15 protein-coding genes are annotated in these 13059 nt (G+C 68.1%); 5 read left to right on the forward strand and 10 right to left on the reverse strand.

Features of this window, described 5'->3' with window-relative positions; all coding sequences use genetic code 11:
• Positions 1-11: 11 nt before the first annotated feature.
• From DU502_RS08600 to DU502_RS08615, 4 genes are read right to left on the reverse strand one after another with little or no spacing between them, the layout of a single operon-like run.
• The gene (locus tag DU502_RS08600) at positions 12-371 is read right to left on the reverse strand and encodes a hypothetical protein (RefSeq protein ID WP_121918973.1); all 360 of its coding nucleotides are present in this window, start codon (positions 369-371) and stop codon (positions 12-14) included.
• Positions 372-384: 13 nt separating this feature from the next.
• Positions 385-1116, reverse strand: coding sequence for an isopentenyl phosphate kinase (locus DU502_RS08605; protein WP_121918974.1), 732 nt, complete (start codon positions 1114-1116; stop codon positions 385-387).
• A complete protein-coding gene (mvk, locus tag DU502_RS08610; RefSeq protein ID WP_121918975.1) occupies positions 1113-2135 on the reverse strand; it encodes a mevalonate kinase in 1023 nt (340 codons plus the stop codon). Before mvk ends, DU502_RS08605 begins: the two co-directional genes overlap by 4 nt.
• A 41-nt stretch (positions 2136-2176) precedes the next feature.
• Positions 2177-2467 carry a hypothetical protein gene (locus tag DU502_RS08615; RefSeq protein ID WP_121918976.1) on the reverse strand — a complete coding sequence of 97 codons (291 nt, stop codon included), beginning with the start codon at positions 2465-2467 and terminating at the stop codon, positions 2177-2179.
• Positions 2468-2551: 84 nt separating this feature from the next.
• Between DU502_RS08615 and DU502_RS08620 the strand changes: the two genes are divergently transcribed.
• The 4 genes from DU502_RS08620 to DU502_RS08635 all read left to right on the forward strand — a co-directional run bounded on the left by DU502_RS08620 (position 2552) and on the right by DU502_RS08635 (position 6689).
• On the forward strand, positions 2552-2740 hold the full coding sequence (locus tag DU502_RS08620) for a hypothetical protein (RefSeq protein ID WP_121918977.1): 189 nt from the start codon (positions 2552-2554) through the stop codon (positions 2738-2740).
• Position 2741: 1 nt separating this feature from the next.
• Positions 2742-2945 (forward strand): hypothetical protein, encoded by a 204-nt coding sequence (locus DU502_RS08625; RefSeq protein WP_121918978.1) that lies wholly within the window; start codon positions 2742-2744, stop codon positions 2943-2945.
• A 162-nt stretch (positions 2946-3107) separates the two neighbouring features.
• Positions 3108-5840 carry an ATP-dependent helicase gene (locus tag DU502_RS08630; protein WP_121918979.1) on the forward strand — a complete coding sequence of 911 codons (2733 nt, stop codon included), beginning with the start codon at positions 3108-3110 and terminating at the stop codon, positions 5838-5840.
• A gap of 111 nt (positions 5841-5951) precedes the next feature.
• A complete protein-coding gene (locus DU502_RS08635; RefSeq protein ID WP_121918980.1) occupies positions 5952-6689 on the forward strand; it encodes a beta-ketoacyl-ACP reductase in 738 nt (245 codons plus the stop codon).
• Here the strand turns inward: DU502_RS08635 and DU502_RS08640 are convergent.
• The 3 genes from DU502_RS08640 to DU502_RS08650 form a co-directional block, all read right to left on the reverse strand.
• Positions 6686-9355 carry an AAA domain-containing protein gene (locus DU502_RS08640; RefSeq protein ID WP_121918981.1) on the reverse strand — a complete coding sequence of 890 codons (2670 nt, stop codon included), beginning with the start codon at positions 9353-9355 and terminating at the stop codon, positions 6686-6688. The two genes, DU502_RS08635 and DU502_RS08640, sit on opposite strands and share 4 nt — an antisense overlap.
• Before the next feature lie 89 nt (positions 9356-9444).
• The gene (locus DU502_RS08645; protein ID WP_121918982.1) at positions 9445-10149 is read right to left on the reverse strand and encodes a hypothetical protein; all 705 of its coding nucleotides are present in this window, start codon (positions 10147-10149) and stop codon (positions 9445-9447) included.
• The gene (locus DU502_RS08650) at positions 10146-10643 is read right to left on the reverse strand and encodes a hypothetical protein (RefSeq protein ID WP_121918983.1); all 498 of its coding nucleotides are present in this window, start codon (positions 10641-10643) and stop codon (positions 10146-10148) included. Before DU502_RS08650 ends, DU502_RS08645 begins: the two co-directional genes overlap by 4 nt.
• Before the next feature lie 92 nt (positions 10644-10735).
• Between DU502_RS08650 and DU502_RS08655 the strand changes: the two genes are divergently transcribed.
• Positions 10736-11287 carry a hypothetical protein gene (locus DU502_RS08655; RefSeq protein ID WP_121918984.1) on the forward strand — a complete coding sequence of 184 codons (552 nt, stop codon included), beginning with the start codon at positions 10736-10738 and terminating at the stop codon, positions 11285-11287.
• Here DU502_RS08655 and DU502_RS08660 read toward each other — a convergent pair whose 3' ends face one another.
• The 3 genes from DU502_RS08660 to DU502_RS19065 all read right to left on the reverse strand — a co-directional run bounded on the left by DU502_RS08660 (position 11288) and on the right by DU502_RS19065 (position 13055).
• Positions 11288-12268, reverse strand: a complete 981-nt coding sequence (locus DU502_RS08660; protein WP_121918985.1) for a transcription initiation factor IIB — start codon at positions 12266-12268, stop codon at positions 11288-11290.
• 214 nt (positions 12269-12482) lie between these two features.
• Positions 12483-12899 (reverse strand): hypothetical protein, encoded by a 417-nt coding sequence (locus DU502_RS08665; RefSeq protein WP_121918986.1) that lies wholly within the window; start codon positions 12897-12899, stop codon positions 12483-12485.
• Positions 12900-12938: 39 nt separating this feature from the next.
• Entirely contained in the window at positions 12939-13055 is a 117-nt protein-coding gene (locus DU502_RS19065; protein ID WP_199722645.1) for a DUF1272 domain-containing protein, read from the reverse strand.
• Positions 13056-13059 lie beyond the last annotated feature (4 nt).

Consider the following 13059-nt stretch of genomic DNA (forward strand, 5'->3'; position numbering starts at 1 on the left):
GCTATGCCACGCTACGCCGCCCGTCCCCGGTTCAGTTCGACCGACCCGTCCGCGTCGATCACCACGTCGAGTTGGTTGAACCACTCGGTCGACTGGAACGCCGTGGCGATGACTGGCTCGCCATCGAGGCGGACCGTCACCCGGTAGCGGCCGCGCCGCCACGGCGTCGTCCCGAGTTCGGCGACCTCGCCGGCCGCCACCTCGACCGTATTCGCGACGCGGAGTCGGTCGTTGTTGGCGACCCACAGCGTCACTGTGTGGGCCGTGTCGTCCTGATTGACCGCGAGCATCGTGATCGGGTCGCCGGGGCCGCCGGTACAGCCGGCGAGCGGAAGCGCCCCGAGAAGCGCGAGAAGGCGACGGCGGCGCATCACGAGGCCCCCATCACCCGATGCGCGTTCCCGGTTCGCCGCCCGAGAGGAACGCCGAGAGGTCGTCGGCGCCGAAGACGTAGGCCGGGGCGTCCAGATCGAGGAGGGTGCGCACCTTGCCGGCCATGCCGCCGGTCACGTCGGTGGCGTCGCTGCCGCCGAGGGCGTCCGCCACGGCGTCGAAGTCTTCGATGTGGTCGATCACGTCGCCGTGTTCGTCGTAGACGCCGTCGACGGTCGAGCAGAGGCCGATTCGGTCGGCGTCCAGTCCCTCGGCGAAGCGCACGACCACCTCGTCGCCGGAGATGATCGTCGCTCCGTGGTCCTCGTGGGCGATCACGTCGCCGTGGCTGACGGGGACGAATCCCTCGCCGAGCATCGTCCGCACCGCCGGGATGGGCATGTCGAGGGCGGCGTCGGCGTCGCGCCCGCCCGCCGAGAGCGGGTGGACGGGCAGGGCGGACACGTCGCGGTCGTGCAGGCGCGAGAGGACGAAGCGGTTCAAGGTCGTCATCGACCCGTGGATTTCGAGGGCGTCGCCGGCATCCGTCGTCCCCTCGGTCACGCTCACGCCGTGTTTCTCGGCGTAGTGGTGGCCGAAACTCCCGGCGCCGTGGACGAGGGCGAGGTCGTCCCGACACTCCGCGATGGCGTCGGCCGCCGCGGACAGCGCCGTGCCGTCCAGCGTCTCCGCCCGTTCCTTGTCGGTGATGAGACTCCCACCGAGTTTGAGCACCGTCGTCATTCCAGCCTCCGCACGCCGTCGGTGGTCAGTTCGGCGCGGAACGCCTCCTCGCAGCCGGGGGTGAAGCGAAGCGCCGTCAGAGTCTCTGGCGTGGGGTCGAGCGCGGCGATACAGCCGCCACCGCCCGCGCCGGTAAGCTTCGCGCCGTGGGCACCCGCCTCACGCGCCGCCCACACCATGCTGTCGAGCGACCGTGAGGAGACGCCCAGCGACTCCAGTAGGCCGTGGTTGAAGTTCATCAACTGTCCCACCTCCGCGATGCGGTCCTCGACCGGGATTTCGGCCTCTGGATCGTCGGGGTCGGGGTCGAGGAGGCGTTCGCCGGTGCGGACGATGTCGCCGATAGTGGCGAGCGTATCGTCCGCGAAGCTGTACTGCTCTTTGAGCGCGCGGACGCCGGCGACGAGTTCGCCGGTGTCACCCGCGCCGCCGTCGAAGCCGATGACGATGGGGAGATCCGGCGCCTCGATACTCCGGCAGTCGTCACCCTCGACGCGGACGGCGCCGCCGACGGCCGAACAGAAGGTGTCCGCCCGCGACGCCTGTCCGTTCTGGACCTCGGCCTCGGCGCGATAGGCGCGGTCCGCGACTTCCTCGGGTGGGAGTGGCTGGCCGAGTTCGCGTGTCGCGGCGTCGATGCCGGCGACCGTCACCGCGGCCGAGGACCCCAGCCCCGCGCCGAGCGGAATCTCGCTCTCGACGGTGATGTCGAAGCCGGCGTCGGGTCGATCCGCGGCGTCGCGGGCCTGTTCCACCGCGGCGTCGATGTAGCCCATCGCTGCCTCGACCAGCGACGCGGGCACGTCCACGTCCGGTCGGTCGTCGGTCGACCCCGCGTACTCGACGGTGAAGCCGTCGAGGCTGAGGTCGGACGCCGAGACGCGGACGTGGTCGTCGTCGCGGGCCTCGACGCTGACCGTCGCTCGTCGTTCGATGGCACAGGGGATGGCGGGTTCGCCGTAGACCACGGCGTGCTCGCCGAAAATGTACACTTTGCCCGGTGCGCTCGATACCGTCATACCCGCCCTATGCCACGGCCGTCGCTTAAGCGGTCCGGATACTACGCTTCGTCCTCGTCGAGGTCCGCGAGGTCTTCGAGTTCCTCCAGATCCTCGCCGCCGCCGAGGACCTTCTTGACGCCGAGGGTGAGGAGGACGAGAACGGCGAGGACGACGAGGAGTTTGCCGGCCTTGCGCATCGGGCAGGCGCCGCCGTCCTCGCTCTCGTCCGGATCCTTCTGCTCCGGTTCGGTTATTTCGTTCGCCGACTCGTCGCCGATGGTCGCGGGACCGATCTGTACCGTGCCGTCGCCGAGGTGGAGTTCCAGGAGGGTGAACTTCTTGTCTGCCATACTGACTGTAGTGCCACCCGCGTCTTAGCGGTTGTGTCTTCCCGCCCCCATAGCTATTTTTGCATCGCGTCTGTGGGGTGGACTATGACGCACTGTCCGCACTGTCAGGAGGAGATGAAGGCTCCAAACGGTGACCGGCTCCGTGTATCGGAGTTCTTCACTGAGGAGGCGGGAGACGTCGAGATCAGTGCACAGGAACACATCCAACTCGAGTGTCCGAACTGCGAGGCGGTCCTCGGGTATCTCGCCGTCGGAGCGGCGGCAGGGGGGTAACATGGAGTGCCCCGACTGCGGCGTGGAAAACGACTACCCCGAGACTAAGCGGTTGCTACTGGACGACGTCTTCGAGGGACACGTCGACGTCGACGCGGGGGCGCAGGAACACGTCCAGTTGGAGTGTCCCGACTGCGGTGCGGTTCTCGGTTACCTCGGATCAGCCGCGGCCATCGGGTCGTCGAACGTCCGCGGCTACTACTGAGGGCTACGATACGGCGCCGCCCGGAAGCGACCTGTCGCATGCTGGCTCCGGGGCTTGACTCCATGGACCATCGGAACGCCATCCTCCGATACGGCAGGGCGCCCCCAGCACGGTGATCGGCACCCCACAACCCACTTGGTCGTCCGCCCCTTTCTTCCGTCGATGGATCGGGCCGACGAGGATACGTCGCTGGCGGGCGTGGACGACGACGTGGTCGCCGAGGCCGTCGACGCCGACGTCCTCTCCCTCCTCGACCCCGCCGTCCGCGAGTGGTGGGTCGACCAGTTCGGCGCCTTCGTCCCCGAGAACGGCGGTTTCTTCACGCCGCCTCAGCGCGAGGCCATCCCGCTCGTCCACGAGAGGGAGAATGCGCTGATCTGTGCGCCGACGGGGAGCGGCAAGACCCTCGCCTCCTTCACTGCGATCATCAACGAGTTGTTTCGCCGGGAGCGCGCCGGGGGTCTCGAAAACGCGGTGTACTGCCTCTACGTCTCGCCGCTGAAGGCGCTCGCCAACGACGTACATCGCAACTTAGCCGAACCGCTGTCCGGCATCCGGGACCGACTCGCGGACCGCGGCGAATCGACGGAGGTGCGCCACGCCACCCGCCACGGCGACACCGACGACGCCACTCGCCAGCGGATGCTCACGGAGACGCCGCACGTCCTCAACACGACGCCGGAGACGCTCGCCATCCTGCTCAACTCCCCGAAGTTCCGGGAGAAACTGCGGACGGTGGAGTACGTCGTCGTCGACGAGATTCACGCGCTCGCGGCGAACAAACGCGGCACGCATCTCTCGGTGTCGCTGGAGCGACTGGAGAATCTGGCCGACGGCTCGCCCACCCGCATCGGCTGTTCCGCGACGGTCGAACCGCTGTCGACGATGGCGGACTTTCTCGTCGGCCGCGAGGGTGACGAGCCCCGCGACTGCGAGATCGTCGACGCCCGCTTCGCCCGCGAGTTCGACCTCGAAGTCGACTGCCCGGTCGACGACCTCGTCGGGACGCCGAACGAGGTCGTTCGGAGCCGGTTCTACGAGCAACTGCACGACCTGATCGACGCCCACACCAACACGCTGGTCTTTACGAACACGCGGTCAGGCGCGGAGCGGACGCTACAGGCCCTCCGCGAGCGGTTCGATTACGACGACGCGAACTCGGCGTGTCACCACGGCAGCCTCTCGGCCGACCGCCGGCAGGCGGTCGAGGAGGGCCTCAAGGGCGGCGACTTCGACGTGGTCACTACCTCGACCAGCCTCGAACTCGGCGTCGACATGCCTCACGTCGACCTGGTGGTGCAGGTAGGGTCGCCCAAATCCGTGGCGGCGCTCCTCCAGCGAGTCGGCCGCGCGGGCCACCAGGTCGGGCAGGTGGTCGAAGGGCGGGTGATCACCCTCGACCGCGACGACCTCGTGGAGACGGCGGTGATGGTCCGCAGGGCGGAGTCGGGGTTCGTCGACCGCGTGTTCGTCCCCGAGAACGCCTACGACGTGGCCGCGCAGCACGTCTACGGGATGGCGATCAACGGCGTTCGGCGCGAAGCCGACGTGAAGGCGACGCTTCGCCGCGCCTACCCCTACCGCGACTTCTCGGAGGAGCAGTTCGAGACGCTCCTTCGCTACCTCACCGCCGACTACGACGGGCTAGAGGAGCGCAACGTCTACGCGAAGGTGTGGCGGGACACGAACGACCCGCCGGACGGCGAGCACCACTACCCCGAGTTCGAGGTGGGCGAGCGCCTGATCGGCAAGCGCGGCCGCCTCGCCCGGGTGATCTACCTCACCAACGTCGGCACCATCCCCGACTCCTTCTCGTGTGACGTGTTCGTGCGCGGCGGGGACGAGTGGGTGGGCGAACTCGACGAGGACTACCTCGACACCCTCGATCCGGGCGACGTGTTCGTCATCGGCGGCGAGCGCTTCGAGTTCCGCTACCGCCGCGGATCGAAGGTGTACGTCGACCGCACGAGCGAGCGCCCGACGGTGCCGTCGTGGTACTCCGAGCGGCTCCCCCTCGCGTACGACCTCGCCCGCGAGATACTGGCCTTCCAGCGCGACTTGCTGGAGCGCCTCGACGCCGGCGGTTCCCCCGGCGTTCGGGTCTGGCTCCGCGAGTCGGCGCTCTCGGAGCGAGCGGTGCGCGCGCTCACCCGCCTCTACGACCAGCAGGTCGCGTTCGCCGGCCCGGAGAGCGTGTCGACGCCGACCCGCATCACGGTCGAGGAGGTGCGGGACCGCGAGGAGTACCGCCGTCGCTACTACGTCCACTCCCTCTACGGCCGGCAGTTCAACGACGGCCTCTCCCGCCTGCTCGCCGCGGCGTGTGCGAGCGAGTCGAACGCGAGCGTCACCGTCGCCGTCGCGGATCAGGGCTTTGTCCTCTCGATGCCGCTCAACCGCCGCGTCGACGTGCCCGGTCTGCTCCGGGGCCTCGCTCCCGACGACGCCCGGGTTGACCTCCGGTCTGCGCTCCGGGGGACCGACCTCCGGCAACGCTACTTCCGTATCAACGCCACGCGCTCGCTCATGATCCTGAAGCGGTACAAGGGGCACGAAAAGTCGGCGGCCCGTCAGCAGGTCGAGAGCGAGACGTTGCTCTCGCTCGCGGACGATCTGGACGATTTCGCCGTCGTCGAGGAGACCGACCGGGAGTTGCTGGAGGACAAACTCGACGTCGCGGGCATCGAGGATGTGTTGGCGCGAATCCGGGACGGCGACATCGAGGTGGTCGAACGGACGGTCGAGACGCCGACGCCGCGGGCGTTCGGGTTGGCGACGCTCGCCGCCACCGACACCGTCCTCGCGGAAGACGAGAGCGCGGCGCTCCGCGAGTTCCACGAGCGGGTGCTGGCCGAAATCGAGAGCGAGGGCGACGACTCCCCCCTCGACGAGTAGGGTGTCCGGCGCGTCGGGAACGAGCAACGCATCCCTCCGACAGGCACGGCGTGGCTGGCCTCGTCGCATCGCTGCCGAAACCTTTTGAGATATGGTAACACACCTACAAGTATGGGCTCGAAAACCTGTGTGGTCACAGGGGCATCGAAGGGGATCGGACGGGGCATCGCCGAGCGACTCGGGTCGGACGGCTGCGACGTCGTAGTAAACTACCGAAGTTCCGAGGCGGCGGCCGCCGAAACCGTCGAGCGAGTCGAGGCGGCGGGTGGTTCGGCGCTCGCGATTCAGGCCGACGTGACGGACCTCGACGCGGTCGAGGCGATGCGCGACGAGGCACACGACGCGTTCGGACCGGTGGACGTGGTGGTGAACAACGCCGGCATCACGCAAGACGTTCGGTTCAAGGAGATGTCTCACGAGGAGTGGGACGTCGTCCTCGACGTTCACCTCGACGGGGCCTTTCACTGTACACGGACGTTCTACGACGACCTGGCCGACGCCGACGAGGGACGACTCGTCAACATCTCCAGCATCATCGGCAAGGAGGGCAACTTCGGTCAGGCGAACTACGCGACGGCCAAGGCCGGCATCTTCGGGTTCACCCGGACGTTGGCGCTCGAACTCGCGCGGACGGGGTCGACCGCCAACTGCGTCGCCCCCGGATTCGTCCTCACAAGCATGGTCGAGGAACTCCCCGACGACATCAAGGACACCATCCGCGCGGACACACCGCTCGGCCGACTCGGGACTGTCGAGGAGATCGCCGAAGTCGTCGCGTTCCTCGCCAGCGACCGGTCGTCGTTCATCACGGGCGAAATCATCGACGTGAACGGCGGCAAGGACCTCTAACGTCGCGCCCAGTCCAGCATCCGGGCGTAGAACGGCTCCGATTTCAGCGCCGCGGCGTCGCCCACGAGGACGAGCGCCTTCTTCGCCCGTGTGAGCGCGACGTTCACCCGGCGGGTGTCCTCGAAGATGGGGCCGTCCAGATCACCCGTGGCGACGAAGGAGACGACGACCACCTCGGCGCTCGATCCCTGGAACCGATCCACCGTGTCCACCGCCACGTCCACCCGCCGGCTGATCTCGGCCACCTGCGCCCGGAAGGGGGCGATCACCACCACGTCGTCCGGGTCGACGCCCGCGTCGAGGTACTCCTGTACCACCGCAGCGACCCGGTCCGCTTCGACGGGGTTGGCGTTGCCCTCGCGGTGGCCATCGGGGTCGACGAAGCGGACGCCCTGACGGAGGTGGTCGGGGAGCGGATCGGCGACGCTCGGCAGGTCGGCGAGCGTCCCGCCCGCCACCGCCGGCGTCGCGGGGCGAAGCGCGCCGTCGTAGAACTCCCGGGAGGCGAACGCCTGAATCCGCTGGCTCATGCGGTACTGGCGGTCGAGCATGACCGCCGCCTCGGGATGCTCGTCGTGCAGGCGTTCGAACAGCGACCGCGAGAGGCGTTCGTCGCCCGACTGGACGACCGGCGGGAGTTGCTGGTGGTCGCCCACGAGGACGAACCGATCCGCGCGGTTGATGGCGGCGAGCGTGCCCGGTTCGGTCAACTGGGACGCCTCGTCGACCACCGCCACGTCGAAGCCCTCCTCGCGGAGGACGCGGGAACCGCAGGTGGCGGTCGTGGCGGCGACGACGGGCGCCGACCGGAGCGCCGCCGCCCGCTCGTTCGGATCGCCCCGCTGATCGAGGCGCACGTCGAGCATGTCCTCGCGGACGCCGGTCAGCGTGCCCACACGGGCCACGTCCTCGAAGCCCTGATCGCGGAGGGCGTCGAGAGCGTTGTCGACCGCGCGGTTCGTGAAGGCCGAGAGCAGGACGCGGTCGCCGCGCTCGACCAGTTCGCGGACGAGGCGGGCGATGGTGTACGTCTTCCCGGTTCCCGGCGGGCCGTGGACGAGCGCGAAGTCCTCCGCGCCGACTACCCGCTGGACGGCGTCGTTCTGTGCCTCGTTGTTGTCGATGAACGTCTCCTCGACCGTCTCGAACGCCGGCGACCGCCGGCCGAAGAGCACGTCCTTCCGGTCGGGATCACCTTTCAGGAGCGCGTCGTGGAGCGCCGTCAGCTGTCTGGATACCGATATTTCGGACGGATACACGTCCAGACGCCGCAGGTCGAGCGGTTCGTCCGTGTGGACGACCACCTCCTCACCCAGCGACTGGATGCGGCCGAGTTCGGCGTCGCCGTGGATCGGATCACCGTCGCTGGCCAGCGCCACGTCGCCCTCGCGGAGTTTCGACACCGCGCCGTCGGGCAGGCGCGCGCGGAGTTCCCAGTCGCCGCCCGGCAACTGCCGGCGGCCGAGGGGTTCGAGGTCGATCAGCGCGCGGTCCGCGTCGGCGCGCTCCTCGGGGCTTTGCTCCCACAGTTTCCGGTACTCGTCGTGGACGGCGCGGCGTTCGTCCTCGATGGCGCGGTAGAAGGCCTCGAAGTAGTCGCGTTCGTCCTCGGGAATGGCGGTGCCGACCTGTCCGGCCTTCGACTCCTGATCGAGGCGCCCGGAGACGACCATGCAGGTGTCCTGCTCGAAGCAGTACTCGCATTTCGCGTCCGCCTCGTATCCCGTCGGGACGCCGCGGTCGGCCTCCATCGCCGCGATTTCGTTGCGCGTGCGGACGACGAACTCCAGCAACCCGCGGCCGACCGAGAACTCCTTCGCGGGCGAGAGGTCGCCCGTCTCCTCGTTCCTATCCAGCGCCGCGTTCTTCGTGTAGAGGAGCGTGCCCGTGTCGGGCGGGTCGCCCGACTCTCCCAGCAACAGGGCGTACGACGCCGCCTGAATCTTGTCCTGAAACCGCGGCTCGCGGTTCGTGTTCTTCCCCGTCTTGAGTTCGACGGGCATCCCACGCCGGAGGGCGTCCGCCCGACCCTTGATGCCGAACGTGGGACTGATGAGCGTGTACTCCGAGCGCCAGTCGTCCTCTTCGGTGAGGGTGCCCTGTGCCAACCACCCCTCGATGGCGGCGGCGTTGCGCCGCACCTCGTCGCGCACCTCTTTCGATTCGCGGCCCAGCAGTCCGAGTTCGAGACCTGCGGCCTCGACGTGGTCCGCGACCGCCTCGTCCAGGTCCCGCCCGCGCAACAGGTCGCCGAACACCTCGTGGACGATGGTCCCTTTCACCACCGGATAGGCGAGGGGGACGCCCGAGAGCTTGTTCAGATAGTACATCCGCGGACACTGCACCCACGAGCGCACGTCGGTCACGTCGACGAGGAAGTCGGGTTCGAGGACGACGTAGGAGTCCCCGGAGGTGGCGTAGCCACGCTCCCCCCGGAACTCGGTTTCCTCCACCTCGGTCACGAGGAGATCCATACCTGCGGCCGCGTGGTCGGCGGTGTGGGTCCACTTGCCCCAGAGCGTGACGGTGACGGCGTCGTCGCCGTCGGCCGCCATCGCTCCTGTCTCGTCCGGCCGGACGCTCACCTCGACCAGTTCACGCTCGCCGTACCGCGTCGAGACGGCGCGCACCTCGCCCACGTCCAGAATCGTCCCGCGGAGAGTCACGCTCCAGCGTCGGTGACCGGTAGCGAAAAACCCTGTGTTGCCTATAGGGATTATCGGAAGTCATCCATGGCCAGTTACGATAATCCCTACTACCCCTCGTCCCGCACGTCGCGAAGCCGGTCGACCGCCTCGTCGTCGTCGTCCGCCGCCGACACCGCGGTTCGGCCGCCCCGTGTCGATGCCTCGGCGTCGCCGTTTCCGCCGGTGGGTACCACGTCCGTCGACCGACAGAGCGGGCACGGCTCGCTCGGATCGTCGACGGCGGTGCCACAGACCGAGCACGCGAAGGCGGCGTCTCCCGATTCCTCATGGTCGTCGGCCGTCGTGTCGGGGGTCGGAGCCAGTTCCTCCTGCTCGTTCGCCGTCGAATCGGCCGCGTCAGTGGTCGTCGACGCCGACTGATCGGCTGTCGGTTCTGCCCGCTCCCGCTCGCTCGCCGTCGGTGTCGTCTCGTCGGTCGACGCTCCGGTCGTCGCCTCGGCGTCGGGAATGGACACCGGCTCCGTCGCCGAGTCGTCGCCGCTGTGAGGGGTCTCCGCGTCCGTCGATTCGGCGTCGGGGATGTCGACCTGCGGCGTGGCCGCCGACTGTGATCCGGGCGCTGGCGGGTCGGTCCGGTCCATCGTACTCGGCGTCTCCAGCGGGCGGTCGTCGCGGTGGACGACCCGGGGCGGCGATTGCTCGGATTCGGACGCCGAGACGGTATCTGTGTCCGCTGTGCCGTCCGCTTCGTCCGTCCCGCTGCCGAAGACCGACCCGAGCCACGCCCGCAGTCGGCCGAACAGCCCCGTCATCGGTAGTGCTTGAACAGGAGGGCCTTCACGTCGTCTTTGGTCCGCACCTGCTCGGTGGAGCCGTCAGGCAACTCGACCTCGTAGCGCTCGTCACCCGAGGATTCGCCCCACTTGTCGTCGTGGGTGTCGAGCAGGCTCATCATCTCGTTCAGCATGGCATCGTCGCCGCCGCTCCCGTCCGTCGGGTCGCCGTCTTCGGTGACGACCCGCGCCGTCGCGCCGCCGTCGCTGTCGGACACGTCGTCGGATGCGTTGTCGGCCTCCGACTCGCCCGAGCCGTCGTCGACTGTCTCCGCGTTGCCGTTCTCGGCCGCGGGGGATGCCACCGATGCGTCGCCGTCCGTGGATTCGTCCGATTCGTATCGGTCGAGGAGATACTCCACGGCGTCGCGCGGCCGGACGTGACCGTACTTCCCGACCACGTCGCGCGCGAGGTCCTCCTGTAACTCGCGCAACCGCTCCTGCTGTTCGGGCGTGATCTCGATTTCGGGCATTGGCCGAGTTTGCGCCGCCCGGCGTATCAATGTATAGGGCTATGGCCGATGCGACCGACACACTCACCTGAGTCGACACCCAACGCGCACCCATGCGGGTCAGAGATTGGCAGGACATCCTCGACGACGTGACCGACGCGAACGCCGATCCGGACGGCTGGCGGGCTATCGCTGGGCAGCGGCGGAACGGTGTCGGGGAGGACCTCTATCTCGGCCACACCGGGGTCGGCGTCTACCACCTCAAGACGTACGCGAAAAATCCCTACGACGTGCGCGGTGTCGGCACGAAAATCGCCCGGAAGATCGATGACGAGATCGATCCCCACCTCCCGAACGAGGAACTCCGCCGGCGCTTCGCCGTCCAGTCGCCGCCAGAAGACGAGGAGGAGGCCGAATCGAAAGCCCGGCGACTGGAGGAAACGGTCAAGGTCCACGCCGAGGCGCCGACGACGCCAGACGATCTGTTCCGGGATATGATGGACGCCCTCGACAGCCCCGCCTACGGGCCGATGGAGTACGAACTCTCGGAGCGGCCGGACGACCTCGACGCCCTCTCGGAGACGTTCGACGAGGCCGAAGAACTCCTGACCGAAGAACTCGACGACCTCATCGAACGCGACGAGGTCGACCGCGGCTTCCAGTAGTTAGCGCGCGTCCGCTTCCGCTTTCGCTTCCAGCAGTTCCTTGTACCGGTTGCGGATAGTGACTTCGCTGATGTTGGCCACCTCGCTGACCTCGCTCTGGGTCACCGTCTCGTTGGTGAGGAGGGCGGCGGCGTAGACGGCCGCGGCGGCGAGGCCGACGGGGCTCTTGCCGCTGTGGACGCCACGCTCGCGCGACGAGCGGAGGAGTTCGCGGGCCTGTCGGGTCGCCTCCTCGGAGAGGTCGAGATCCGAGGCGAAGCGGGGGACGTACTGCTCGGGATCTGCGGGCTGGATTTCGAGTTTGAGTTCGCGGACGACGTAGCGGTACGTCCGGGTGAGTTCCATCTTGTCGACGCGGGAGACGGTAGCGATTTCGTCGAGCGAGCGGGGCGTGCCCGCCTGCCGGGCGGCGGCGTACAGCGCGGCGGTGGCGACGCCCTCGATGGAGCGGCCGGGGAGCAGGTCGTCGGCGAGGGCGCGGCGGTAGATCACCGACGCCGTCTCGCGGACGTTCTCGGGGAGACCGAGCGCGGAGGCCATCCGGTCGATTTCGCCGAGAGCCTGCTTCAGGTTGCGTTCTTTCGAGTTCCGCGTGCGGAAGCGCTCGTTCCAGGTGCGCAGGCGCTGCATCTTCTCGCGTTGACGGGACGAGAGCGTCTTGCCGTAGGCGTCCTTGTTCTGCCAGCCGATGTTCGTCGACAGGCCCTTGTCGTGCATCATCGTCGTCGTCGGGGCGCCGACGCGTGACTTGGAGTCGCGCTCACTGGAGTCGAAAGCGCGCCACTCGGGGCCGTGGTCGATCTCGTCTTCCTCGACGACCAGTCCGCAGTCCGCACACACCGTCTCGCCGTGTTCCTCGTCGGTCACGAGGTTACCGGTACACTCCGGACAGGTGGGTGTAGTTTCGGTTTCTGCTTCACTTTCCGCTCGCTCCTGCTCGCTTTCGGCCGTTTCCGTGTAGTAGGTCGTGGTGTCGCTCATTGTCACTTTCGAGGCACCACCGCCGCGGGAGAAGAGCCGAGACGAACGGCGGAGGCGTCCTTACCAGAAGTACGCACGCAACATTTATAAACATACCGGCATTGAAACGGGCGCTCTCGGGTCTATCACGGTCGAATACGTGGGTTATCCGGGTTTCCGAGATGTGGTCGAGGCGTGGGTGTGGAACATATATATGTTGCGGTGCACGGTACCGTTACCCAAGGCGCTTGATCTCGACGCGGTGCGGGCCCGAACCGGTGGGGAGGTCGACGGCGTCGACGACGGCTTCCCGGACGCCCGCCCGCCAGTCGCGGACGGCCGCGGCGTGGCGGTCGTGGTGCCGGTCGGTGGTGTACTTGCCAGCCTCTCGGAGACGGTCTGCCGTCTCGTCGGGATCGGGATACGGCGGCGGATCGGCGACCAGAGCAGTCGGATCGAGGTGGATGGCACCGGTCGTCTCGTCGCCGTTCGGTCGGTGGAGACGGGCGCGCATCCGCCCGGAGAACGGCGGCGTGATCCGCAGGACTGTCCGGTGGTCGCTCCGCCGCGTCGATTCGAGAGCGGTCACGACGTCGTCGACGGTCACCGCGATGGAGCGGATGGCTGTCGGATCGGCGTCGGCACTGTCCATTCATCCGTCACAGGCCCGCTACGGAGGAAAGCGTGTCGACTACTGTACCGGCCGCCGGCGCAGGGTACCGCCGCAGTCCGGACACGACGCCCGGTACGAGATGGGACTCACGCGCTGGTTGCAGTACTCACATTCGAACGACGACCGTTCCAACATCGAA

The sequence above is a fragment of the Haloplanus aerogenes genome (assembly GCF_003856835.1).
GTDB classification, from domain to species: Archaea; Halobacteriota; Halobacteria; order Halobacteriales; family Haloferacaceae; genus Haloplanus; species Haloplanus aerogenes.

What these genes read in the sequence shown, in the direction of transcription:
- DU502_RS08625 (WP_121918978.1), top strand. Translation starts at nt 2,742, where the DNA reads ATGGAGTGCCCCGACTGCGGCGTGGAAAACGACTACCCCGAGACTAAG.
- DU502_RS08600 (WP_121918973.1), bottom strand. Translation starts at nt 371, where the DNA reads ATGCGCCGCCGTCGCCTTCTCGCGCTTCTCGGGGCGCTTCCGCTCGCC.
- DU502_RS08660 (WP_121918985.1), bottom strand. Translation starts at nt 12,268, where the DNA reads ATGAGCGACACCACGACCTACTACACGGAAACGGCCGAAAGCGAGCAG.
- DU502_RS19065 (WP_199722645.1), bottom strand. Translation starts at nt 13,055, where the DNA reads ATGTTGGAACGGTCGTCGTTCGAATGTGAGTACTGCAACCAGCGCGTG.
- DU502_RS08605 (WP_121918974.1), bottom strand. Translation starts at nt 1,116, where the DNA reads ATGACGACGGTGCTCAAACTCGGTGGGAGTCTCATCACCGACAAGGAA.
- DU502_RS08655 (WP_121918984.1), top strand. Translation starts at nt 10,736, where the DNA reads ATGCGGGTCAGAGATTGGCAGGACATCCTCGACGACGTGACCGACGCG.
- DU502_RS08635 (WP_121918980.1), top strand. Translation starts at nt 5,952, where the DNA reads ATGGGCTCGAAAACCTGTGTGGTCACAGGGGCATCGAAGGGGATCGGA.
- DU502_RS08665 (WP_121918986.1), bottom strand. Translation starts at nt 12,899, where the DNA reads ATGGACAGTGCCGACGCCGATCCGACAGCCATCCGCTCCATCGCGGTG.
- DU502_RS08615 (WP_121918976.1), bottom strand. Translation starts at nt 2,467, where the DNA reads ATGGCAGACAAGAAGTTCACCCTCCTGGAACTCCACCTCGGCGACGGC.
- DU502_RS08620 (WP_121918977.1), top strand. Translation starts at nt 2,552, where the DNA reads ATGACGCACTGTCCGCACTGTCAGGAGGAGATGAAGGCTCCAAACGGT.
- DU502_RS08630 (WP_121918979.1), top strand. Translation starts at nt 3,108, where the DNA reads ATGGATCGGGCCGACGAGGATACGTCGCTGGCGGGCGTGGACGACGAC.
- DU502_RS08645 (WP_121918982.1), bottom strand. Translation starts at nt 10,149, where the DNA reads ATGACGGGGCTGTTCGGCCGACTGCGGGCGTGGCTCGGGTCGGTCTTC.
- mvk (WP_121918975.1), bottom strand. Translation starts at nt 2,135, where the DNA reads ATGACGGTATCGAGCGCACCGGGCAAAGTGTACATTTTCGGCGAGCAC.
- DU502_RS08650 (WP_121918983.1), bottom strand. Translation starts at nt 10,643, where the DNA reads ATGCCCGAAATCGAGATCACGCCCGAACAGCAGGAGCGGTTGCGCGAG.